Source organism: Citrifermentans bremense (assembly GCF_014218275.1).
In the GTDB taxonomy this organism is placed as follows: Bacteria; Desulfobacterota; Desulfuromonadia; order Geobacterales; family Geobacteraceae; genus Geomonas; species Geomonas pelophila.
This window is the reverse complement of sequence record NZ_AP023213.1, coordinates 2,840,243-2,863,666: the sequence shown is the minus strand read 5'-3', so window position 1 is coordinate 2,863,666 and position 23,424 is coordinate 2,840,243. Positions and strand designations below refer to the sequence as shown.

The 23,424-nt window shown below is 63.2% G+C and carries 21 protein-coding genes; 17 read left to right on the top strand and 4 right to left on the bottom strand.

Translation table 11 applies throughout. The annotated features are described in order from the left end of the window. Positions 1 to 6: 6 nt before the first annotated feature. Together GEOBRER4_RS12560 and treZ are read right to left on the bottom strand one after the other, a co-directional pair. Positions 7 to 2,046, bottom strand: a complete 2,040-nt coding sequence (locus GEOBRER4_RS12560) for an amylo-alpha-1,6-glucosidase (RefSeq protein ID WP_185242587.1) — start codon at positions 2,044 to 2,046, stop codon at positions 7 to 9. Beyond that, positions 2,043 to 3,923: a malto-oligosyltrehalose trehalohydrolase gene (treZ, locus tag GEOBRER4_RS12555; RefSeq protein WP_185242586.1), complete on the bottom strand. Its 1,881-nt coding sequence runs from the start codon at positions 3,921 to 3,923 to the stop codon at positions 2,043 to 2,045. Before treZ ends, GEOBRER4_RS12560 begins: the two co-directional genes overlap by 4 nt. Before the next feature lie 355 nt (positions 3,924 to 4,278). On the opposite strand from treZ, the gene GEOBRER4_RS12550 reads away from it, so the two are divergent. The 17 genes from GEOBRER4_RS12550 (at position 4,279) to GEOBRER4_RS12470 (ending at position 21,977) form a co-directional block, all read left to right on the top strand. Beyond that, a complete protein-coding gene (locus GEOBRER4_RS12550; RefSeq protein ID WP_185242585.1) occupies positions 4,279 to 5,400 on the top strand; it encodes an NAD-dependent epimerase/dehydratase family protein in 1,122 nt (373 codons plus the stop codon). Beyond that, complete coding sequence (locus tag GEOBRER4_RS12545) at positions 5,397 to 7,448, top strand: NAD-dependent epimerase/dehydratase family protein (protein ID WP_185242584.1); 2,052 nt, start codon at positions 5,397 to 5,399, stop codon at positions 7,446 to 7,448. The genes GEOBRER4_RS12550 and GEOBRER4_RS12545 overlap by 4 nt, the downstream gene beginning before the upstream one ends. Next, complete coding sequence (locus tag GEOBRER4_RS12540) at positions 7,448 to 8,419, top strand: MDR/zinc-dependent alcohol dehydrogenase-like family protein (RefSeq protein ID WP_185242583.1); 972 nt, start codon at positions 7,448 to 7,450, stop codon at positions 8,417 to 8,419. Before GEOBRER4_RS12545 ends, GEOBRER4_RS12540 begins: the two co-directional genes overlap by 1 nt. A gap of 13 nt (positions 8,420 to 8,432) precedes the next feature. Further along, complete coding sequence (locus GEOBRER4_RS12535) at positions 8,433 to 9,434, top strand: Gfo/Idh/MocA family protein (protein ID WP_185242582.1); 1,002 nt, start codon at positions 8,433 to 8,435, stop codon at positions 9,432 to 9,434. A gap of 157 nt (positions 9,435 to 9,591) precedes the next feature. Continuing rightward, positions 9,592 to 10,719 (top strand): glycosyltransferase family 4 protein, encoded by a 1,128-nt coding sequence (locus tag GEOBRER4_RS12530; RefSeq protein WP_185242581.1) that lies wholly within the window; start codon positions 9,592 to 9,594, stop codon positions 10,717 to 10,719. 59 nt (positions 10,720 to 10,778) lie between these two features. Beyond that, on the top strand, positions 10,779 to 11,876 hold the full coding sequence (locus tag GEOBRER4_RS12525; protein WP_185242580.1) for a CgeB family protein: 1,098 nt from the start codon (positions 10,779 to 10,781) through the stop codon (positions 11,874 to 11,876). Between the two features lie 29 nt (positions 11,877 to 11,905). Next, on the top strand, positions 11,906 to 13,015 hold the full coding sequence (locus tag GEOBRER4_RS12520) for a CgeB family protein (protein WP_185242579.1): 1,110 nt from the start codon (positions 11,906 to 11,908) through the stop codon (positions 13,013 to 13,015). Further along, positions 13,012 to 14,067 (top strand): CgeB family protein, encoded by a 1,056-nt coding sequence (locus tag GEOBRER4_RS12515; protein WP_185242578.1) that lies wholly within the window; start codon positions 13,012 to 13,014, stop codon positions 14,065 to 14,067. Before GEOBRER4_RS12520 ends, GEOBRER4_RS12515 begins: the two co-directional genes overlap by 4 nt. Before the next feature lie 104 nt (positions 14,068 to 14,171). Beyond that, positions 14,172 to 14,945 (top strand): TIGR04290 family methyltransferase, encoded by a 774-nt coding sequence (locus tag GEOBRER4_RS12510; RefSeq protein ID WP_226377782.1) that lies wholly within the window; start codon positions 14,172 to 14,174, stop codon positions 14,943 to 14,945. A 242-nt stretch (positions 14,946 to 15,187) separates the two neighbouring features. Then, the gene (locus GEOBRER4_RS12505; protein WP_318842558.1) at positions 15,188 to 16,003 is read left to right on the top strand and encodes a TOBE domain-containing protein; all 816 of its coding nucleotides are present in this window, start codon (positions 15,188 to 15,190) and stop codon (positions 16,001 to 16,003) included. A gap of 377 nt (positions 16,004 to 16,380) precedes the next feature. Beyond that, positions 16,381 to 17,229 carry a substrate-binding domain-containing protein gene (locus GEOBRER4_RS12500; RefSeq protein WP_185242576.1) on the top strand — a complete coding sequence of 283 codons (849 nt, stop codon included), beginning with the start codon at positions 16,381 to 16,383 and terminating at the stop codon, positions 17,227 to 17,229. Beyond that, entirely contained in the window at positions 17,229 to 17,927 is a 699-nt protein-coding gene (locus GEOBRER4_RS12495; protein WP_085812308.1) for an ABC transporter permease, read from the top strand. Before GEOBRER4_RS12500 ends, GEOBRER4_RS12495 begins: the two co-directional genes overlap by 1 nt. A gap of 53 nt (positions 17,928 to 17,980) precedes the next feature. Next, the gene (locus GEOBRER4_RS12490; RefSeq protein ID WP_226377781.1) at positions 17,981 to 19,024 is read left to right on the top strand and encodes an ABC transporter ATP-binding protein; all 1,044 of its coding nucleotides are present in this window, start codon (positions 17,981 to 17,983) and stop codon (positions 19,022 to 19,024) included. 310 nt (positions 19,025 to 19,334) lie between these two features. Beyond that, entirely contained in the window at positions 19,335 to 19,673 is a 339-nt protein-coding gene (locus tag GEOBRER4_RS12485; protein WP_085812310.1) for a zinc ribbon domain-containing protein YjdM, read from the top strand. Positions 19,674 to 19,712: 39 nt separating this feature from the next. Next, positions 19,713 to 20,987, top strand: coding sequence for a B12-binding domain-containing radical SAM protein (locus tag GEOBRER4_RS12480; protein WP_185242574.1), 1,275 nt, complete (start codon positions 19,713 to 19,715; stop codon positions 20,985 to 20,987). Positions 20,988 to 21,077: 90 nt separating this feature from the next. Continuing rightward, the gene (locus GEOBRER4_RS12475; RefSeq protein ID WP_185242573.1) at positions 21,078 to 21,644 is read left to right on the top strand and encodes a manganese efflux pump MntP; all 567 of its coding nucleotides are present in this window, start codon (positions 21,078 to 21,080) and stop codon (positions 21,642 to 21,644) included. Positions 21,645 to 21,719: 75 nt separating this feature from the next. Then, on the top strand, positions 21,720 to 21,977 hold the full coding sequence (locus tag GEOBRER4_RS12470) for an EamA family transporter (protein WP_226377780.1): 258 nt from the start codon (positions 21,720 to 21,722) through the stop codon (positions 21,975 to 21,977). Positions 21,978 to 21,980: 3 nt separating this feature from the next. Here the strand turns inward: GEOBRER4_RS12470 and GEOBRER4_RS12465 are convergent, their stop codons facing one another. Both GEOBRER4_RS12465 and GEOBRER4_RS12460 read right to left on the bottom strand, forming a co-directional pair. Then, a complete protein-coding gene (locus GEOBRER4_RS12465; RefSeq protein WP_185242572.1) occupies positions 21,981 to 22,250 on the bottom strand; it encodes a DUF2917 domain-containing protein in 270 nt (89 codons plus the stop codon). A 14-nt stretch (positions 22,251 to 22,264) separates the two neighbouring features. Next, positions 22,265 to 23,275 (bottom strand): GlxA family transcriptional regulator, encoded by a 1,011-nt coding sequence (locus tag GEOBRER4_RS12460; protein ID WP_185242571.1) that lies wholly within the window; start codon positions 23,273 to 23,275, stop codon positions 22,265 to 22,267. Positions 23,276 to 23,424 lie beyond the last annotated feature (149 nt).

The following is a 23,424-nucleotide window of genomic DNA, read 5'->3' as shown; positions in this document are numbered from 1 at the left end:
CCCATGTCAGGGCGCGGTCTTCAGCCAGCACCTGAGCATCTCCGCCACGCTCCAGGCCTGGGCGATGCACCCCTTGGGAAGGTAGGGCTTTTCGGCGTCGAAGATCTCGCTGATGGAGCCCATGCACTGCTGGCTCATCTGGCTTGCCAGCCCGTCCAGGAAGCTGTGCGCAGTCGGGACCTGGTCGGGGTAGAGCTTCAACCATGAGTCGATGAAGGTGCCGATCAGCCAGGGCCAGACGGTCCCCTGATGGTAGGCCGCGTCACGGGCCCTTAGGTCGCCGTGGTAGGTCGGCTTGTAGTCGGGGTGCCCGTGGGCGAGCGTGCGCAGACCGACCGGGGTGAGCAGGCGCTTGCGCACCGTCTCCAGCACCGGGGACCACTTCTCCCGATCCAGCACCGGGTGCTCCAGGGAGATGGCGAAGAGCTGGTTCGGGCGGCAGGCGTCGTCGTCCCCCTGCTCGCCGTCCACCAGGTCGTAAAGATAGCCCCCTTCCTGGTACCAGAAACGGCTGTTGAAGGAGCGGCAGGTCTGCTCGGCGAAGGATCCCAGCTGGCGCGAATAGGCGGGGTCGTCCTTTTCGGTCCACTGCTGCATCAGCCTGAGCGCGTTGTACCACAGGGCGTTCAGCTCCACCGCCTTCCCGCGGCGCGGGGTCACCACCCAGTCGCCGACTTTCGCGTCCATCCAGGTGAGCTGGTACCCCTCGGCCCCCTGCCGGAGCAGGCCGTCGCCTGGATCCACCCCGATGCCGAAGCTGGTGCCGGAGAGGTGCTTGTCGATGATCTGCCGCAGCTGGGGCATGATCATCTGCAGCGTCGCGTCGTCGCCGGTATGGTTCAGGTAGCGGTTGACGGCATGGAAGAACCAGAGGCTCGCGTCCGCGGTGTGGTAGAGACCGTCGTTGTGACCTTCCGGGAAGAGGTTCGGTATCAGCCCGTTTCTCACGTAGTGGGCGAAGGTGCGCAGGATCCAGCCGGCCTCCATGTGGCGGCCGGTGGCGAGGGTCAGCCCCTCCAGCGAGATCATGGTGTCGCGCCCCCAGTCGGTGAACCAGTGGTAGCCGGCGATCACGGTGCAGACCTCGTCCCCCATGGCGTGGGCGCGCACGCTGTCCTTGTGCCTGCCGGCCGGGGTAATGATGAACTGGTCCGTGGCGAGTACGAGCTCTGCCGCGAGCCCCTGTCTGGCTTTCGGGTCTGCAGCTGCCAGAAGGAGCCTGCGCCGCTCGCGCTCCATGGCGAGCGCCGCCTCGGGGGGGAGCGCGGCCAGGGTCTCCCAGCTCTCCGTGGAAGCGGTGAGCGCCGCGTCCTGGTCCGCCGCGAGGTCGACCGCGAAGTACCCGGCGGTCCAAAGCGTCCCCAGGGCGTCGTAGCCGCGGGCGTTTTCAACGTCGTAGAAGATGTCTGTGCTCTGCTTCTCCTCCAGGGTGAAGTTGCCGCGTCCCCCGTTGATGACGAGCCTCAACTGCGGCGAATGGCTCCCGATGGAGATCTGGTAGCGGTTTTGCACCGCGGTGAACATGTACGGGTCGTCCACCACCTGGTCCACCGAGGCGTCGTGGGGGCGGAACTGCAGGTAGGGCTGCAGCTTGAGCCTCACCTTCTGCTCGCCAGAGATAAGGCGGTAGATCAGGTGCACCGTGTTCTGCTTGTGCACCATCACCAGCTGCTTCTCGATCACGCTTCCCATGATCTCGTAGCGCCAGACCGGTAGCCCGTCTTCCAGGCGGAACCCGGTCAGGTAGTCGATCCCCTCGAAGTCGAGCCGCCCACCCTCCCTTTGGTCGCCGCCGAAGCGGACCGTGCTTCCATCGGGGAAGCGGATCGCCTCGGTGAGTCGGTTCAGCATCACCATGCGCCCAAGCGGCGAGGGGAAGGCCGCGATGAGGAGCCCGTGATAGCGGCGGGTGAGGGCGCCGCAGACGGTGCCGGAGGCGTAGCCTCCCAGCCCGTTGGTGAGAAGCCACTCCTGTTCCAGGAGCTGCCGGGTCTTCGCCTTTTCGTCATGGCGGTCGAAATGGAAGTCTCGTGTCACTGTGGTCATGGCTCTTCTCCCTGGCGGACCGGAATCAGCACCACCGCCGCGTTCCCCTGTATGCGCCAGAACTTCTCCGTGTCGAGCTTGGGCGTTCCGGAACCGCCGAACTCAAGTTTCTCGCTGGTCCAAAGGATCTCCCAGTTGCACCCCTCAGGCGGCGCCAGCATCGGCTCGGGGATGGGGACCAGGTGCAGTTCGCGCCCAAGGTTGATCAGGAGCAGGCGCTGGTCACCCTCCAGGAAGTAGCGGAGCAGGAAGGCGTTCGTCCCAAGCACCGCCCCCTCTACGTGGCAGGCATAGGCACGGCTGAAGACCGGGTCCTCGCGCCGCAGCCGGATCAGATCGCGGTAGAGGGCGTAGGTCTTTGCGTGGCGCTCGCGCTCTTTCAGGTGGAGCCGCGACTGTTCGAAGGTCTCCACCTCGTAGGGCTTGTCTATTGAGTCGATGATCTCGGGGGCGTCTATGTTGGTGAACTGCTTCAGGTACTCTATGCGGCCGGAATGCACCGCCTGCGATATCTCCTGGCTCAGGTCCGCGAAGTAGAGAAAAGGTGAGCTGGCGGAGAACTCCTGCCCCTGGAAGATCATCGGGGTCTGCGGAGAGAGCATCAGGAGCGCGGTCATGGTCCTGAGCGCCGCCGGGTTGGTGAGCCTGTCGATCCTCATCCCCCAGGCCGAGTTGCCTATCTGGTCGTGGTTTTGGATGTAGTTGATGAAGCAGGAGGGGCTCACGCCGATGGTGGGGGAGCCGCGCCTTTTCCCCTGCCAGAAGTAGAACTGCCCCTGGTACAGGTAGCCCCACTTGGCCGTCGAGATCAGCTCCTGCGGAGTGCCGAAGTACTCGGAATAGTAGGCGTCGTGGTAGCCGGTGAGCGCCACGTAGGCGCTGTGGTGGAAGTCGTCGTTCCAGACGGCGTCCATGCCGAAGCCGCCAGATTCCTTCGGGCGCAGGCAGCGGGCGTCCTGGTTCTCGTTCTCCGCCACCAGGAGGATGCTGCGCTTGCCGGAGGCCGCCCGCGCCATTTCGGTGATCTCCCCAAGGACATGGACGGGGGAGTCGTCGTGAATCGCGTGGGTGGCGTCGAAGCGCAGGCCGTCCAGGTGGAACTCGTCGATCCAATACCCTGCGTTGGCGGCGAAGAACTCCCGTACCGGGCGGCTGCGCCTGCCGTCGAAGTTCATCGCCTTGCCCCACTCGCCCTCCTCCTCGGCGTAATAGTACTGAGAGAACTGGGCCAGGTAGTTCCCTTCCGGGCCGAAGTGGTTGTAGACCACGTCCAGCAACACCCCAAGTCCCAGGCGGTGCGCCTGGTCCACGAAACTGCGCATGTCGTCGGGCTCGCCGTAGAGCCTCGAAGGGGCGAAGTGGTTCACCCCGTCGTACCCCCAGCCGAACCTGCCGGGAAAGTCCGCCACCGGCATCACCTCTACCAGCGTGATCCCCAAGTCTTTCAGTTCCTGGAGCTGTTCCGCCGCGGCCCGCCAACTCCCCTCCCTGGTGTAGGTCCCCAGGTGCATTTCGTAGATCACGTGCCCCTCGCGCAGGATGCCGGGCCAGTCGCCGTCGCTCCACCTGTACCTGGAGGGGTCGACCACCCGGGAAGGGCCGTGCGGGCCGTCGGGCTGGAAGCGCGAGGCTGGGTCGGGGTGCAGGTTTTCCCCCTGGTCCAGCCGGAAGCGGTACAAGGACCCCACCCGCGCCTGGCTTGCGACCCCGGCGAAGAAGCCTTCCTCCTCCGATTCCAGCTCCACGGAGCTTCCCTGGCCGACTCCCCCCTCCAGCACTACCTCCACCTTCCGGTGCGCCGGTGCCCAGACACGGAAGTGGACACCATCCGGGACAATCTCCGCTCCGATGGGTAGTCGTCTTTGCAGCTCGGTCATCGCCACCTCCGTTCGGCTCTCCTTCAGTAAAATTAACAGGCTCTAAAAATAACATAGTTCGTCCGTTTTAAAACTGCGGCAGCAGCTTCATGCCGAGGTTCATCTGAGACTTAAGCATGAGCCTCATGGGGGGGCCTCGACTCATTGGCGGCGAAGTGGAAAACCGGGACCGGAAAGAGGGGGGCAGCGCGGATGTCTGCCAAGTTACAGGGTGATTTTCCATTAACAGCTGCAAAAAACGTTTGACATGAAAAATGGCACTGCTAGTATTGACATTTGTTAATTTAAAAGGATTAACTTTGTGTTAATTAGATAATCGCGCAGCAGCAGATCTCGTCAACCCAAGGAGGGCCTTATGGCAGGGAGCGTTCTAATCACAGGGGGAGCCGGATTCATTGGATCTCACTTGGCGGATGAGCTTCTTCGTCACGGTTACCGCGTCCGGGTTCTGGACAGCCTGGTGCCGCAAGTGCACGGGCCGGAGGGAAACCGTCCGAGGTACCTGGATCCTGAGGTTGAGCTGATCAAAGGGGACGTGCGGGACCAGGCCGCGGTGCAAAGGGCGCTTTCGGGGACAGAAGCGGTATTCCACCTGGCCGCCATGGTCGGGGTCGGGCAGAGCATGTATGAGATCGAGCAGTACACCTCGGTCAACAACTGCGGCACCGCCGTGCTCCTTGAAGCGATGGCCCACGCCAAGGGGCACCGCAAGCTGATTGTCGCCTCCAGCATGAGTATCTACGGCGAAGGGCGCTACCGCGACGCCGACGGCCTTTGCTACGACGACGTGAGTCGCCCCCTGGAGCAGTTGCAGCGGGGGCGCTGGGAGCCTTTCAACCGCAGGAGCGAGCCGCTGCGCCCGGTCGCGACGCCCGAGGACAAGTCGCCGTCGCTGGCATCGGTCTACGCGCTTTCCAAGTACGACCAGGAGCGGATGGCGCTGATCGTGGGGAGCTGCTACCACATACCGGTGATCGCCCTGCGCTTTTTCAACGTCTACGGTACCAGGCAGGCGCTCTCCAACCCCTACACCGGTGTGCTCGCCATCTTCGCCTCCAGGCTCATGAACGGGAACCCGCCGCGCATCTACGAGGACGGGCTGCAGCAGCGGGACTTCGTCAGCGTGCACGACGTGGTGACGGCCTGCCGGCTCGCGCTCCAGGTGGACCAGCAGCAGGAGCAGCTCTTCAACATAGGGAGCGGGGCCAACATCAGCGTCCTCGAGGTGCTCAAGCGTTTCCGCCGGGTGCTCAACTGCGAGGAGATCGAGCCGGAGATCACCGGCAGCTACCGGGCCGGAGACATCCGGCACTGCTTCGCGGACATAAGTTCCGCCCGCTCCGCACTCGGCTACGCCCCGAGGGTCTCCTTCGACGAGGGGCTCGCCGAGCTGGCGGGGTGGCTGGAAGGGGAGGTCGCCATCGACCGGGTTTCCGAGGCGCATGCCGAGCTCACCCAGCGGGGGTTGACGCTATGAAAAGGGCCAGCAGCGAATCAGTTCCGGGATCCTTCGGCATCGTGGAGTGGTTCCGGCCGGGCGAGCGGGAACGGGTGGAGAGGGTCCTCTCCGACATGAAGGCCGTCGGCGCCAAGAGCCTGAGGACCGGGATCTCCTGGGCGGACTGGTACACCAGCGAGGGGAAGAAGTGGTACGACTGGCTCATCCCGCGGCTGGCGCAGGAGGTGGAGCTCCTCCCTTGCGTGCTGTACACCCCCCCCTCGATCGGGATCGAGGCCAAAACCTCGTCACCGCCGCGTCATCCCAAGGATTACGCCGACTTCATCGATCTCTTCATCACCTCCTTCGGTGAGCACTTCGAGTACCTAGAGCTCTGGAACGAGCCGAACAACCTGAGCGAGTGGGACTGGACCCTGGACCCACACTGGACCTCCTTCGGCGAGATGATCGGGGGGGCGGCCTACTGGGCCAGAAAGCGCGGCAAGAAGACCGTCCTGGGCGGGATGAGCCCCATCGACGGACACTGGCTCTGCCGGATGTTCGAGCTGGGGGTGATGGATTACATCGACGTGGTGGGGATCCACGGCTTTCCGGACATCTTCGACTACACCTGGAAGGGGTGGCATCGCAACATCGCCATGGTGCGGGAGATCCTCGACAAGAGGCACTGCGCCTGCGAGATCTGGGTCACCGAGGCGGGTTTCTCCACCTGGCAGCACGACGAGTTCAAGCAGGCCAGGGTGTTCCTCGACTTCCTAGGCGCCCCGGCGCAGCGGGTCTACTGGTACGGCGTCGACGACCTCGATCCTTCGCTCTCCGCGGTGGACCGCTACCACCTGGACGAGCGCGAGTACTTCTTCGGCCTGAGGAAGGCGGACGGTACGCCCAAGCTCCTCTACCGCCTGCTCCAGGAGAAGACGCTCTCCTCGCTGAAGCGGGTGGTCGGCGCCGGGAGCGCCGCCAGGGTCGAAAGGGGCGGCACGGAAAAGGCGGTGCTCGTCACCGGCGGGGCCGGCTTCATCGGGACCAACCTGGTGCAGCACCTGGTGGCGCAGGGGGAGAGGGTGATCCTGTATGACAACCTCTCCCGGGCAGGGGTGGAGAAGAACCTCCTCTGGCTCATGGACAACTGCGGCGAGAGGCTGCAGGTGGTGATAGGGGACACCCGCAACCAGTTCCTATTGGAGCAGGCGGTAGGGGAGGCGAAGCAGGTCTTCCACTTCGCGGCCCAGGTCGCCGTCACAACCAGCATCGACAACCCTGCCAACGATTTCGCCATTAACGCCCAGGGGACCTTCACGCTCCTTGAGGCGATCCGCAAGGCGAAGAACCCTCCCTCGCTCCTCTACACCTCCACCAACAAGGTGTACGGGGCCATCGAGGGGTGCGGCGTCCGGAAAAACGGGGTGCGTTACGAGCCGCTCGACCCGCAGCTCCGCTCCCACGGCCTGGGGGAAGGAACCCCGCTCGACTTCCTGAGCCCCTACGGCTGCTCCAAGGGTTCAGCCGACCAGTACGTCCTCGATTACGCCCGCAGCTACGGCATCGCGGCCGCGGTCTTCCGGATGAGCTGCATCTACGGCCCGCACCAGTACGGCACCGAGGACCAGGGGTGGGTGGCGCACTTCGCCATCCAGACCCTCAAGGGGGAGCCGATCACCCTCTACGGTGACGGCTGCCAGATCAGGGACCTCCTCTTCGTTGAGGACCTGGTTGACGCTATGTGCCGGGCGCGTGACATCATGCCGCGCATAGCGGGAGAGGCGTTCAACATCGGCGGCGGTCCTGCCCGCACCATCAGTCTCCTGGAGCTTTTGGAGCTCCTGCGCGAGCTGCACGGCGACCTCCCCTCCATCCTGCGCGACGACTGGCGCACCGGCGACCAGAGGTATTACGTCTCCGACACCAGGAAGTTCTGCAAGGCGACCGGATGGACGCCGCGGCACTCGGTGGCCGAGGGGGTGCGCAGGCTGTACGACTGGCTCACTGAAACCATGCAATACCCGGCGCGCGCCGGGAGCTTCAAAAAGCAAAGGTACCCGGCAACGGGGGTGGAGGCGATCTGATGAGCGATGTGATGAAGGCTGCGGTGATCACCGGTCCGGGGAAAGCGTGGGTGGAAGAGGTGGCGCGTCCGGAGGCGGGTAGGGGGGAAGTCGTGGTGCGGGTTGAGGGTTGCGGCGTCTGCGCCTCGAACCTCCCGCTTTGGCAGGGAAGATCCTGGTTCGACTACCCGGCCAAGCCCGGTTCTCCCGGGCACGAGGGGTGGGGGAGGGTGCACCAGCTGGGCGAGGGGGTGGAGGGGCTGCGTGTCGGTGACCGGGTGACCTTTCTCTCCTACAACGCCTTCGCCCAGTACGACAAGGTGCAGGCACAGGCGCTGGTGCCGATTCCCTCGTCTTTGGACGGATTCCCCTTTCCGGGCGAGCCGCTCGGCTGCGCCATGAACGTCTTTCGGCGCAGCTCCATCGAGCCGGGGCAGACGGTTGCGGTGATCGGCGTCGGGTTCCTGGGGGCCATCTTCATTTCGCTGGCCGCGGCACGGGGGGCGAGGGTGCTGGCGCTGTCGCGCCGCGGATACGCGCTGGAGCTGGCCAGGCGCTGCGGCGCCTCTGAGGTCGTGCCGCTGGACGATCACCAGAAGGTCCTGGAGCGGGTACGGGAGCTGACTGCAGGAAAGGGGTGCGACCGGGTCATGGAGGCGACCGGGCACCAGTGGCCCCTCGACGTGGCCGGCGAACTGGTGCGCGAGCGGGGGAAGATCATCATCGCGGGGTTCCACCAGGATGGTCTGCGCCAGGTGAACGTGCAGCTATGGAACTGGAAGGGGGTGGACGTCATCAACGCCCATGAGCGGGACCCGAAGGTGTACCTGGAGGGGATGCTGGCCGGGATCGAGGCCGTCGATGCCGGCCTTTTTGCCCTCGAAGAGCTGATCACGCACACCTATGCGCTGGAGCATCTGGGGGAGGCGTACCGGGCGCTGGACCAGCGGCCGGACGGCTTCCTGAAGGGAATCATCCGCATCGATCACTGAAAAAGGGGAAGCGATGAAGAAAAAGCAAGCACTGCCAAGGATCGGGTTTTTGGGGACCGGCTGGATCGGTCGCCATCGTCTGCAGGCGATACTGGACAGCAAAGAGGCCGAGGTGGCCGCCATAGCCGACGTCTGCCGGGAAAACGCCGCCGAGGCGGCAAAGCTCGCTCCCGGCGCCGCGGTGGTCGAATCGCTGGACGCGCTACTGGAGCTTGGGCTCGACGCGGTGGTCATAGCCACCCCCAGCGCCGGGCACTGCTCGCAGGCGGTACGGGCACTGGAGGCGGGTCTCTCCGTCTTTTGCCAGAAACCCCTGGGCAGAAGCGCCTATGAAGCTCAGATGGTGGTGAACACCGCCCGGGCCGCCAACCGCCTTTTGGGCGTCGACTTCTCCTACCGCTTTACCGACGCCATACAGAAGATGTATCAGCTGGTCAGCTCGGGAGAACTGGGCGAAGTCTACGCCGCCGACCTCGTCTTCCATAACGCCTACGGCCCGGACAAGGCCTGGTTCTACGACGCCGAACTCTCGGGGGGCGGGTGCCTCATGGACCTTGGGAGCCACCTGGTCGATCTTGCCCTCTGGTTCTTCGGGTACCCGCAGGTGCGCAGCGTCTCCAGCTCGATCTTCTCCGGGGGGCAGAGGCTCAAGGGGGGATCGGGCAAGGTTGAGGACTACGCCGTCGTCTCGCTCGTATTGGGAAACGGGCACGCTGTGCGGGTGGCCTGCTCCTGGAACGTCTCCGCGGGGAGGGACGCGGTGATCGAGTCGAGCTTCTACGGGACCCAGGGTGGGGTCGCCTTCAGGAACGTCCAGGGTTCCTTCTACGACTTCGTCGCCGAGCGCTTCCACGGCACCCACACCGAAACCATCGCCACCCCGCCGGACGACTGGGGGGGGAGGTGCGCCGTAGAGTGGGTGCGGCAGTTGAGGGCCGGGTCGGGGAGCTATGACCCGCAAGCGGAGAACCTGATCCAGGTGGCGGCGGTCTTGGACGCGGCCTATGGCAGGTAACAGGCTGGAGCGGTGGCGATGGCGCCAAGGTCTTCGCTGGTGAAAAAATGAAGTCTGCAGCTTGAGTTCCCGCCCCCGGAGGGGGAGGGTCGGGAGGGGGACCGCCCATGCCCGTCCCCCCTCCGGGTGGAGGAGAAGTAGGAGGAAAGCAGTAGCCATGACCGATTCGGATTGCAGCAAGGGGTGTGACGAGGCCGCTGCCTCGGTTCCGCCGCGACTGGTCCTGATGACCGCCGATCCCATCGGCGGCGTCTGGACCTACGTGCTGGAGCTTGCGCGCGGCCTTTCCGTCTTCGGGGTGGAAGTGGCCCTGGCCACCATGGGGCAGCCCCTTTCCCAGGAGCAGCGCCGCGAGGTGGCGGACGAAGGGAACGTCACCCTGTATGAAAGCCGTTACCGGCTGGAGTGGATGGACGACCCCTGGGCCGACGTGGAGCAAAGCGGCGCCTGGCTCCTGGAGCTGGAAAACCGACTGCGCCCGGACCTGGTGCACCTGAACGGATACGCGCACGCCGCGCTCCCCTGGCAAAGCCCCTGCCTCGTGGTCGCGCACTCCTGTCTCCTTTCCTGGTGGCAGGCGGTGCGGCGGGAGGAACTCCCGTCCCGGTACCATAAGTACCGGGAGCGCGTGGCTCAGGGGCTCGCCGCCGCCGACCTCGTTGCGGCCCCGTCGGCCGCCATGCTCCAAAACATCCAGAAGCTGTACCTCCCCCTTCCCGAGGGGAGGGTGGTCCACAACGCCCGCAGCCGCACCAGGTTCCGCCCCGGACACAAGCAGGACTTCATCCTGTCGGTTGGGCGGGTGTGGGACGAGGCGAAGAACATCGGCGCACTGGTGCGCAACGCCTACGACCTCCCCTGGCCGGTGTACGTGGCGGGGGAGATCAACCATCCCGGCGGGGGGAGCGTGACCATGGAGGGGGTGAACCGACTCGGTTTCCTTTCCTCGGACGAACTTGCCCCCTGGTACGCGGCGGCGTCCGTGTACGCGCTGCCCGCGCGCTACGAGCCCTTCGGGCTTACCGTCCTGGAGGCGGCGCTCTCCGGATGCGCCCTGGTGCTGGGCGACATCCCCAGCCTGCGCGAACTCTGGGACGGCGCCGCCATCTTCGTCGACCCGAACTCCCCGGACCGGCTCCAGGAGGAACTCTGCCGGCTCTGCACGGACCGCCCGAGGCAGGAGAGCCTGGGAAACAAGGCGCTGGCGCAAAGCCGCAAATTCACGGCGGCCAAGATGGTGGCGGGATACCTGGCGCTGTACCGCCAGTTGTGCCGGGAGAGCTGAACCGTTCCCCCATCCCGACCCTCCCCCGCTGGGGAGTGGGACAACCAGAGGATTGCCCGATGCGTGTAGTCATGTTTTATCACTCCCTGGTTTCGGACTGGAACCACGGCAACGCCCACTTCCTGCGCGGCGTCGCGACCGAGCTGCGCCACAGGGGGCACGAGGTCCGCGTCTACGAGCCGAAGAACGGCTGGAGCTACGAGAACCTTCTGCGTGAAAAACGGGTAGATGCCCTGCGGCGCTTCAAGGAGGTGTATCCGGGTCTTTCGGGGATACCTTACGAGCTCAAGCAGCTGTACCTCGACCAGGCGCTCTCCGGGGCGGACCTGGTCATCGTGCACGAATGGAACGAGCACGAGCTGGTGCAAAGGGTCGGGGAGCACCGAAAATCCAAGGGGAACTACCGCCTGCTCTTTCACGACACCCATCACCGCAGCGTCACCAACACGAAGGCCATGGACGCCTACGATCTCTCCGGGTTCGACGGGGTCCTGGCCTACGGCGGCAAGATCAGGGAGATATACCTGCAAAACAGCTGGGCGGAGCGGGTCTGGATCTGGCACGAGGCCGCGGACGTCAGGGTCTTCAAACCTGTGGGGGCCGCGCAGAAGTCGGGGGACGTGGTGTGGATCGGCAACTGGGGGGACGACGAGAGGAGCAAGGAGATCCGCGAGTTCTTGGTGGAACCGGTGCGGCGGCTGGGGCTGAAGGCGACGGTCTACGGCGTCCGCTATCCTAAACACGCTTTGAAACTGCTGCAGGAGGCGGGGATCACCTACGGCGGCTGGCTCCCCAACTTCGAGGTTCCCAGGGTCTTCAGCCGCTTCCGGCTCACCGTCCACATCCCGCGCCGCCCTTACGTCACCGCGCTCCCGGGAATTCCGACCATCCGCCCCTTCGAGGCACTGGCCTGCGGCATCCCCCTCATCTCGGCACCCTGGGACGACTGCGACGAGCTCTTTTCCCCCGACGACGACTTCATCTTCGCCGACAGCGGAGAGCAGATGCAGCGGCAGATGCGCCTTCTTCTGGATGACCCCGCCCGCGCCGGACGCCTGGCCAGCCACGGCCGTGGCACCATCCTGGCGCGGCACACCTGCGGCCACCGTATAGATGAGCTTTTGCAGATCTGCAGCGAGTTGGGGCTTAACGCTTGAACGGACCACGAACCAGAAAAGGAACGACCATGGGCGCACCTCTTTCCATCGCCTTTTTCGCCTCGAGCCTCGTTTCAGCCTACTGGAACGGCGCCGCCACCTATTACCGCGGCATGGTCCGGGCCCTGGCGGGCCTGGGGCACCGCATCGTCTTCTACGAACCGGACGCCTACGAGCGGCAGTCGCACCGGGATATGGATGACCCCGACTGGGCGAAGGTGGTGGTCTACCCGGCTACCGAGTCAGGGGTGATGCGTTCGCTGGAGGCTGCCAAGGGATCAGACCTGGTCATCAAGGCAAGCGGCGTCGGCGTCTTCGATGAACTGCTGGAGCGCGAGGTGCTGCGGCTCAAGAACGAGGGGACCCAGGTGATCTTCTGGGACGTCGACGCCCCTGCCACCCTGGAGCGTATCGCCGCCAACACCAATGATCCCTTCCGCGCGCTGATCCCCCAGTACGACCTCGTCCTCACCTATGGCGGTGGCGACCCCATCGTCCGCCGCTACACAAGCTTCGGCGCGCGCACCTGCATCCCCATCTACAACGCGCTCGATCCCGAAACCCATTACCCGGTGCATTCCGAGCCGCGACTGGAGGCGGACCTTTCGTTTCTGGGGAACCGGCTCCCGGACCGGGAGCGGCGGGTGGAGGAATTCTTCCTCGCCGTGGCCAAGCGCCTGCCGGAGCGCAGCTTCCTTCTTGCCGGAAGCGGCTGGGACGACAAGGAGAGGTCCGGCAACGTGAAGTACCTGGGGCACCTGGGGACCTGCGACCACAACGCCTTCAACTGCAGCCCGATGGCGGTGCTCAACGTGAGCCGCGACGGCATGGCGAGAAACGGCTTCTCGCCAGCGACCCGCGTCTTCGAGGCCGCCGGCGCCGGGGCCTGCATGATCACGGACCAGTGGGAAGGGGTGGAGCAGTTCTTCGAGCCGGAGCGCGAGATCTACGTCGCGGCAAGCGGCGAGGAGGTCGCCGAGATCATGGACCGGCTCACCCCGTCGCTCGCCGCGGCGGTCGGGTCGCGGGCCCTCACCCGGGTGCGGGCGCAGCACACCTACGCCCACCGCGCCCGGCAGTTCCAGGAGATCTTCTCTGCCGGAGCCAAGGGAAAGCCATCTACGGGGGGGACGTTATGAAGATCGTGATCTTCGGCCTTTCGATCACCTCGTCCTGGGGCAACGGTCATGCCACCACCTACCGCGGGCTTCTGCGCGAGATGGACCGGCGCGGCCATGAGGTGCTGTTTCTGGAGCGCGACGCGAAGTGGTACGCCTCCAACCGCGACCTCCCCGAGCCCTCCTTCTGCAGCACGATAATCTACGACTCCCTGGAAAGGCTCTTGGGCGAGTACGGGCCGGAAATCTGCGATGCCGACTGCGTCATCGTCGGCTCCTACGTGCACCAGGGGATCGAGGTGGGTAAGTGGGTGACGAAGAACGCCAAGGGGATCACCGCGTTCTACGACATCGACACCCCGGTCACCCTCGCGTCCCTGGCCAGGGGTGAGTGCAAGTACCTGAACCGGGAGCTGGTCCCGCACTACGACCTCTACCTCTCCTTCACCGGCGGCCCAACCTTGGACCAGATCGAACGCGAGTACGGCTCCCCGGCCGCCCGCGCCCTATACTGCTCGGTCGACCCTCTGGTGCACTACCCGATGCCGGTCACGCCGCGCTGGGACCTGGGGTATCTGGGGACCTACAGCCCGGACCGGCAGCCCGGCCTGGAGGAGCTCTTGATCAGGCCGGCGCGCTCCTGGAAAAAAGGGCGCTTCGCGGTCGCCGGCGCGCAGTACCCCGCCGACGTCGCCTGGACCGAAAACACGCACCGCATCGAGCACCTCCCTCCCGAGTGCCACAGCGAGTTTTACAGCTCCCAGCGCTTCACCCTGAACCTCACCCGGAAGCAGATGCTCCTGGCAGGCTATTCGCCGAGCGTCAGGCTTTTCGAGGCCGCATCCTGCGCGGTGCCGGTGGTGAGCGACCATTGGCCCGGCCTGGATCAGTTCTTCCTACCGGGCGAAGAGATCCTGCTCGCTTTCGACTATCAGCAGATGCTCCGCATCCTGCAGCGCTTCCCCGAGGATGAGCGCCGGGCCATCGGCGAGCGCGCCCGCCAAAGGGTGCTCCGCTCCCATTCCGCCGCCTGCCGCGCCGAGGAACTCGAGGAGTATCTGACCTCCAGGTGATCTGTTGAGGCGCGAAGGGAAACTGGGCAGCAAGGCGGCGAAGTGAACATGTCAGCTGCATCATTTGATGAAATGGACGGTGCCAAGGTATGCCCGAGACCAAAATGAGATCCATTGACGATGAAATAAGGGAGCTTTCCCCCTGGTTCCACAACCTGCACCTCCCCGATGGGAGGGAAACCGCGCCCGACCACTTCCTGGGGGATTTCCCCAGCTTCAAGTGGCGCGAGATCGCTCCCAGCATCCCCGACGACCTTTCCGGCTGGAGCGCGCTCGACATCGGCTGCAACGCCGGTTTCTACAGCTTCGAGCTGGCGCGCCGTGGGGCGCGGGTCTTGGGCATCGACTGCGACTCGCACTACCTGGACCAGGCGCGCTGGGCGGCAGGGCAGTACGGGCTGGAGGGGCTGGTCGATTTCCGCCAGATGCAGGTCTACGACCTGGCGCGCCTCACCGGGAAATTCGACCTGGTGCTCTTCATGGGGGTCTTCTACCACCTGCGCTACCCCATGCTGGCGCTCGACATCGTGGCCCAGAAGACGGCGGGGATGATGCTCTTCCAGACCGTCACCATGCCAGGACGCGAGGTGGCGGGGCAGTCCGACTTCTGGATCAACGAGCGCGATGCCTTGCTTGAGAAGGGATGGCCGAAGCTGGCCTTCATAGAAGAGCGATTTGCAGGAGATCCCACCAACTGGTGGATCGCAAACCATGCCGCGGTCGAAGCGATGCTCCGCTCGGCCGGCATGCGCATCACCGGACACCCCGGCGACGAGATCTACCTCTGCGAGCCCGACCCGGAGAAACCTTCCTGCATGACCACCTGGAATCGGTCAGAATACCTCTCCGCCGTACAGGCACAAAAAGACGACCTCTGACAGAACCAGCAAATTTTCTGTCTCAAAAATTTCCGCTTTAATTATTCCCCAATCGGTTATACTCAATATCAGGTTTTATGCCCGGCATGACCGTTATTCGATGCTCCAATGATGATTGCGTATACAAGCTGTTCAACGCTATATATGTTGTGCTATAACGACGTTGTATACGTTGGCCGGCGCGAGTCGAACGGCCTCAATAACCGCTTCTACCAGAGTGCGACTGCACGACGAGGTGAGATTTGAGCCGTAAAAAGCAGGGGGGCATGGAACTCGACGGTTCCCTTTGGTTTCAAAAGGACGAGCAGAAATTCCTGGGCGGTGACCGGATCGCGCTTCTTAAGAGTATCGACGAGGTCGGTTCAATCACCAAGGCGGCCAAGGCGGTCGGCATCAGCTACAAGAACGCCTGGGACCTGGTCAACATGATCAACAACCTCGCCGATCAGCCGCTGGTAGAGCGGGTGACCGGGGGGAAGGGTGGGGGTGGCACTACCCTCACCGGATATGGCAAAGAGGTGGTTAGGCAGTACGGCGTACTCCAGGAAGAACACAGGAAATTCCTGGAGAATCTTGAGGTGAGGCTGGGGGACACCCAAAGCCTCTACCAGCTTTTGAGGAGGATATCCATGAAAGTAAGTGCCCGTAACGTCCTGGCAGGAACCGTAACGAAGATCACCAAGGGTGCCGTCAACTCTGAGGTCGCCCTTTCACTTACCGGCGGCGGCGCCCCGCTTATTGCGGTGGTCACCAACGCAGCCGTCGAGAACCTTGCCCTCAAAGAGGGCGCAAGCGCCTACGCCATCATCAAGGCCAGCTCGGTGATGGTGGGGAGCGACCTGCACGACGCGAAGATCAGCGCCCGCAACGTCATGTGCGGCACGGTCGCCAAAATCATCGAGGGGCCTGTCTCCACCGAGGTCGATGTCGAAGTGGGGGGCGGCAACACCATCAGCGCCGTCATCACGCACGGAAGCTCCCAAAACCTGGGTCTCAAGGTTGGGGGGCATGCCTGCACACTCTTCAAGGCCTCCAGTGTCATCTTGGGCGTGAGCTAGTCGCGCGAAGAAGGGAACGGCCCGGCTGTTCCCTTTTTCGCGGCCATTCGTTATATCTGATTCGCTATAGCGCGGGCAATGTGCTGACAAAGGCAAATCCCCCCTGTCCCCCCTTCGCAAAGGGGGGAACTTCAGTTCTCGTGCAGCGCTTGGTGGCAACATACTCCAGGTATCCCGGAATCCTTCGATGAACCTTCACAAAGTGGGGAACGTAATGACCTCACTCTCAAGGGGGGACAAATAGCCTCTTTCGCTAGGGTAGCAATAGCCTCGCCAGGTCCTTCGAGGGAACACGGGGGCTGGCCGCCCGTTGAACCAAGCAGTGACTGAAGATTTCGCCAACAGGTATCAGTAAATATGATCAAAGGAGAAAGTTTATGAAGCGTTTCGCCAAGATGATGTCCCTTTTCGCCGCACTCTTCGTGCTCACCGCCGTAGCCTCCGTCCCCTCCGGGTGGGCGGCCGAGAAAGCGGTGATCCTCGCCACCACCACCAGCACCCAGGATTCCGGGCTTCTGGACGTGCTCATTCCCATGTTCGAGAAGCAGACCGGCTACTTCGTGAAAACCATTTCCGTGGGGAGCGGCCAGGCCATGAAGATGGGTGAGAAGGGGGAGGCCGACGTGCTGCTGGTTCACTCTCCTGAGGCTGAAAAGACGTTCATGGCGGGTGGGTTTGGCGTGAACAGGAAGCTCGTTATGCACAACGACTTCATCCTCCTCGGACCTGCCGGCGACCCTGCGAAGATCCGCGGCGCCAAGACCGCAGCGGACGCGCTCAAGGCGATCGCAGCTTCCAACTCCCTCTTCCTCTCCAGGGGCGACAACTCCGGGACCCACGCCAAAGAGAAAGGGCTTTTCAAGGCGGCGGGGATGAACCCCGAGGGGCAGAAATGGTTCCAGCAGACCGGCCTTGGCATGGGTGAGACCCTGAACGTGGCCGCCGAGAAGAAGGGGTACCTCCTGGCCGACCGCGGCACCTACTTGGCGCTCAACAAGAAGGCGCACCTGGGCCTCGAGATCATGGTGCAGGGCGAGCCGAAGCTCCTCAACATCTACCACGTCATCGAAGTGAACCCCGCCAAGTGGCCCAAGGTGAACAGCGCAGGGGCGAAGGCCTTCTCCGACTTCATCGTCTCCAAGAAAGCGCAGCAGGTCATCAGCACCTTCGGCAAGAAGGAGTTCGGCTCCCCGCTCTTCTTCGCCGATGCCGGCAAGCCTGAGTAATGGACATCATTCTTGAAGGGGTAATCAAGGCGTTCCAGCTCCTCGTCTCGCTCGATGGCGAGGTGCTGGATATCGCCCTGCTCTCGCTCAAGGTTTCGGGGCTGGCGACGCTGATAAGCCTGGTGCTCGGCATCTCGATCGGCACCCTCGTCGCCCTGACCCGCTTCCCGGGGAAGAAGATCCTGGTCAGCGTGGTCAACACCGGCATGGGGCTTCCCCCGGTCGTCGTCGGCCTGTTCGTCTCCATCCTCCTCTGGAGAAACGGGCCGCTGGGGTTCCTGGAGCTCCTGTACACGCCGACGGCGATCGTCATCGCCCAGTCGGTGATCGCCACCCCCATCGTCATGGGGATCACCATCGGCGCCATGCAGAACCTCCCGGCCAACCTCAGGCTGCAGATCCTCGCCCTCGGGGCGACGAGGGTCCAGATGGTCTGGATGCTGGTCAAGGAGGCGAGGCTCCCGCTTATGGCGGGTGTGATGGCCGGTTTCGGCGGGGTCATCTCCGAGGTCGGCGCCTCGATCATGGTGGGGGGCAACGTCAGGGGGTACACCAGGGTCCTCACCACGGCGACTGTGATGGAAACCGGGAGGGGCAATTTCGACATAGCGATTGCCCTCTCCGTCATTCTTCTGCTATTCTGCTTCGCGATCAACATCGTCCTGACCTACATCCAGCAGCGGGAAAGACCTAGATGACACAGCAGCAAGTAGTGCTTGAACAAAAAGACTTGAGGGTAGATCGAGGTGGTGTGCAGATACTCGACATACCCTCTTTTTGTTTGTACAAAAACGAGTTCGTCTCTCTCATCGGGCCAAACGGCGCTGGTAAGTCGACTCTGCTTCTTTCCCTGATGGGGCTGATGCCGCGCAAAAGCGGCAGACTCAGTTTTCAAGGGGAGGAGATCGTAAGCGATGCCGATTTCCTTCAACTGCGCCGCAAGATGGCCATGGTGCTCCAGGAACCGCTTCTGTTCGACAGCACCATCTACGACAACGTTGCGAGCGGGCTGAAGCTTAGGGGAATGGGGCGGGGCGATATCCGCAGCCGGGTGATGACCTACCTGGAGCGCTTCAACCTGGCCGACATGGCCCAGCGCTCCGCCCGCAAGCTCTCAGGCGGCGAGGCCCGCCGCGTCAGCCTCGCCCGCGCCTTCGCCGTCGAGCCCGAACTCATCTTCTTCGACGAGCCGTTCGCCAACCTCGACCCTCCCACCAGGCAGGCGCTCACCGAGGACATGGACCGGATCATCCGGGAAAACGGGATCTCCGCCGTGCTGGTCACCCACGACCAGTCCGAGGCGCTCAGGATGTCGGACCGGATCGTGGTCATGAACAGCGGCAGGCTGGTGCAGCAAGGTACCCCGGCCGCGGTGATGAACCACCCTGTCAACGAGTTTGTAGCCAACTTCGTGGGGATGGAGACCATCCTGGAAGGGGAAGTGGTAAGCAACCGTTATCAGCAGGTGGCGGTGGCGGTGTGCGGGCAAGAGATCGACACGGTGGGGGATGCAGAACCGGGCGAAAACGTGTATTGCTGCATCAGGCCCGAGAATGTCAGCGTCAGCATCAATTCCGCTCCGGAAAAGACCAGCGTCAGGAACCTCTTTCCGGGGACCATCACCGAGATCTCCTCGATGGGGCCCTTCCTAAAGCTCCAGCTCGACTGCGGTTTCCACTTGACCTCTTATGTAACCCGCGAATCCTTCACCGAACTTGCCCTCTACGAGGGGAGACCGGTTTTTGCCTCCTTCAAAGCGACTTCAGTTCACTTGATCCGCAGGCGCGCCGCCTAACCCAAAACCCAAAGCACTCACCACAGAGGACACAGAGGTACACAGAGGAAAATCTGAGGAAAGCAAAAACAACGGCCTTTTGGGGTTCACCCCGAAAGTCTTTTGCTTCTCTTAGTGACCTCAGTGTTCCTCTGCGACCTCTGTGGTAAAGCTTTTGACTTGTGTTTTTCCTGCTTCTGTTTTTCCTCTGTGACCCTCTGTGTCCTCTGTGGTTAAAGCTTCTGCCTCTGTTTTTGAGGTTTGCAAAAACGGCCTCGGGGTTATATATTGCTGCCCTGCTGTAAAAACCATGGAAGAAAGAGGAATACCAATGTCCAACCTGCCGCAATGCCCTTCCTGCAAGTCCGAATACACCTACGAGGATGGGAGCCTGTACGTCTGCCCCGAGTGCGGCAACGAGTGGCCGCAGATAGCCGCGGAGAGCGAAGCCTCCGACAGCGTCGTGCGCGACGCGTTCGGCAACGTCCTAAACGACGGCGATTCCGTAACCGTGATCAAGGACCTGAAGATAAAAGGCTCCTCCTCGGTGGTGAAGGTCGGCACCAAGGTAAGAAACATCCGCATAGTCTCCGGGGACCACGACATCGACTGCAAAATCGACGGCATAGGCGCCATGCAGCTGAAATCCGAGTTCGTGAAGAAGGCTTGATCCTGAACTAAAAAGCGAAGGTATTGGAGGAGCAGCGAGATGCGTGTGCTGTTAATTTCCGCGAATACTGAAACCATCAACATGGTGCCGCTACCTTTGGGGCTCAACTGCGTCGCAGTCGCCACCCGCAACGCCGGCCACGAGGTGCGCCTGCTCGACCTGATGGGGGGAAGCGACCACCAGTCGCTCATCCGGGACGCCATCGCCAGCTTCAACCCTGAGGTTATCGGCATCTCGGTCAGGAACGTCGACAACCAGAGCATGGCGGATCCGAAGTTCCTCCTCGAGCCGGTTCGGGAAACGGTTGCGCTTTGCAGGTCCCTCTCCGATGCGCCAACGGTCGTGGGGGGCGCCGCCTTCAGCATCTTCCCCGAGGCGATGCTCGGCTACCTCGGCGCCGACATGGGAATCTGCGGCGAGGGCGAACTTGCCTTCACGGCGCTTCTCGACGCACTCAAAGCGGGAGCCGACCTCTCCGGCATCGCAGGCCTGTGTCTCCCAGGGAAGCCGGTGCAGATGGGCTCCGCCGTGAGGGGCGGGTTGGAAGAGCTTCCCTTTCCCGATCCTTCCCTTTGGTCGGTTCCGGCGGGGCGGGCGGACGAGCTCTGGATCCCGCTGCAGACCAGGCGCGGCTGCCCGATGAAATGCAGCTACTGCTCGACGCCGGCACTGGAGGGGACCGCAATCAGGACGCATCCCGTCGAGACGGTGCTGGAAGCGCTCTCCCGCCATGTCGCCGCCGGGTTCAAGAACTTCTATTTCGTCGACAACACCTTCAACTTCCCCCCCGAATACGCGAAGAGCCTGTGCGACGCCATCTTCTCGGCGGGTCTCGGCATACGCTGGCGCTGCATCCTCTACCCTGGATTCGTCGACGAGGAGATGGTCTCCAGGATGGCCCGCGCCGGCTGCGTCGAGGTGAGCCTCGGCTTCGAGAGCGGGTCGCCCGGCATCCTGAAAAGCCTCAACAAGAAGTACAACCTGGACCAGGTCCGCCAGGCTTCCGAGCTGCTCCGGCGCCACGGCATCGCCAGGATGGGCTTCCTCATGTTCGGCGCCCCCGGAGAAACAAGGGAGACGGTGCAGGAGAGCCTAGATTTCGCCGAATCCCTGCAGCTCGACATGCTGAAGCTTTCCACAGGGATCCGCATCTACCCTGAGACGCCTCTTGCGGAGGTGGCCAGGAGGGAAGGAGTGATTGCCGAAGGCGACGACCTGCTCCTTCCCCGCTTCTACCAGACCCCCGGGTTGGAGGAGTGGCTCGGGCCCCTGCTTGCCGACTGGATGAAAACCCGCCCGTACTGCATCGGCTAGCGGGCTTGCGGTAGAAAATGCTTGGGCGGAAACGATTAGTTGGCTATACTGCTTAGCTCTCCTACCGCTATTGATTGAAAAGGGACTTGGATGGATTGGTTGACCATATTGGGTATCTCCGTGGCCTTGGCCATGGATGCTTTCGCCGTAGCCTTGGCCGCAGGGGCAGTAATCAGCCCTATCACGGGGCGCCACCTGTTCCGCCTTGGCTTTCATTTCGGGCTGTTCCAGGCGTTGATGCCCGTTGGAGGCTGGCTCCTCGGCTTGACGGTACAAAAATGGATCTCCGCCTATGACCACTGGATCGCTTTCGGCCTCCTGGCCTACGTCGGCGGTAGGATGGTGCACGAGGCGTTCGAAGAGGACGACGAGGAGAAGCCCCCCTCCGACCCGACGAAGGGGATGACCATGGTGATGCTGTCTGTCGCCACCAGCATCGACGCCTTCGCCGTCGGGTTGAGTATCGCGATGCTGGGGGTAAGCGTCTGGCTCCCCGCCGCGGTCATCGGCCTTGTGGCCGGTGTTCTCACCGTGGTCGGGATGCTTTTGGGGCGGCGCCTGGGAGAAAGCTGGGGCAAGCGCGTGGAGATCTGCGGCGGGTTGGTGCTCTGCGCCATAGGCCTCAAGATCCTGCTGGAACATACCCTATTCAAATAGGGAGCTAAACAAGAGACATTTTGAAGGCACGCAACAGAGCGTGCCTTTTCTTTTTCCTGCGTCGTCTGTTTATGATTGGGCAAAAGACAATGGAACTCGGATCCGTCCTCTTCCAGCGCCAACGCCGGCTATGCGTTGGCTATCATCGGATGCCAATCCGCCCTGGTGTTGCTCTTGGCCTACTGGTTTCTGGGGGACGAGATTCGCTGGTTCAGGCTTTTGGGGATAGCGGTCTGCATCCTGGGCGTGGTTATCATCAGCTGGCCGCTTAAGAGAAGCAATCCCGACCCCGATCTCGCCTCGAAGGGAGGGGGAGCTACTTCGCTTCGGTGACCCTTATGCCGGTACCTCGCGCGGGCAGGCGAGGGTGATGCGGATGTTGCCACGGGATTTCCTGAGAAGGAGAGTGAGTTCGGTCTGCTGCAGCGCTTCCACCACGACCCTCTGCCCCTTGCCCACCGCCAGCCTGTCGCCTTGCTGCAGGCAGTGGTCCTGCGTGTCCTCAGCATTGGTAACCCATGCCTCTCCCGAGGTGACTATAAGCGCCTCGACGGCGGCGCCTGCCTTGAATGCCAGCAGTTCTCCCTTGCAGAGCAGGTACTTCATGTGACCTCCTCCTCTCAAAACCTCGTCCGGTAGGCGAGTGGGGTGACCCCCATCTCGCGGATAAAGACGCGCCTCATCTGTTCGGCACAGGTGAACCCGCTCTCTGCGGCGACCCGGTCCAGGGATAGCGCGTTATCCTCCATCAGGCTTATCGAGCGCTCCAGGCGCAGTTGATCCAGGTACTTGGCCGGTGTCTTCCCCGTTTCCCGCAGGAATACCCTGGCGAAATTGCGCGGGCTCATGGCAGCGCGCCCGGCCAGCTCTTCCACAGTCACCTTCCCGCAGTGGTTCTCCCTGAGCCAGGTGAGCAGGGGGCCGAGCTGTCCCCCTTCCACCATCTGGGCGCGTAACTGGGTGCTGAACTGGGCCTGCCCCCCCGGCCGCTTCAGGAACATGACCATACGCCGGGCCACCGTCAGCGCCATCTTCCTGCCGAAATCCTCCTCGACCAGAGCCAGCGCGAGGTCCATTCCCGCGGTGACCCCGGCCGAGGTGGCGATGTGTGCATCCCTCGTGTAGATGGCATCCTGTTCTACCACGACCTGCGGGTATTCCCTGGCCAGCCGCTCCAGGTCCATCCAGTGGGTGGTGGCGCGACGGCCATCGAGCAATCCAGCCTCGGCGAGGAGAAAGGCGCCGGTGCAGACCGATGCCACGCGCCTGGAGAAGGTTGGCGTTGATCGCAGCCATTCCAGCAGAGTTTCATTTTCGAGTGCCGCCGCCAGGGCTCCATCCGGGCTCCCCGGCACAAAGACCGTGTCCGTCTCAGCCTGAAGCTCCTGCCAGGCGAGGTCCGCCACCATCGTTATCCCCGCAGAGGTAGAAAAAGGACCCGCATGTTCCGCCAGCAGCAGCACCTCGTAGCCGCACTTCCGGCCCTCTTCCTCTCCGACGCAGCGGTTCAGCAGGTTAAAGACCTCAATGGGGCCGGTGACATCGAGAAGTTCGGCACCCTGGTATGCCGCTATCGCGATCCTGCGCCGCCGGGTACTCTCTGCGCCCGATATGTTGGTTGGCTTTTTCATGGGGGGATAATTGCACAAGGTCAGTTGAGGTTCAAGGACAATGGACCAGCAGATCCTGCCATACTGATGTCGCCGCCGTTTCAGTCAATCCGCCCGGAGCTCAAACAAAAAAGGCCCGGAGCGCAGGCGGTCGCTTCCGGGCCTTCAGT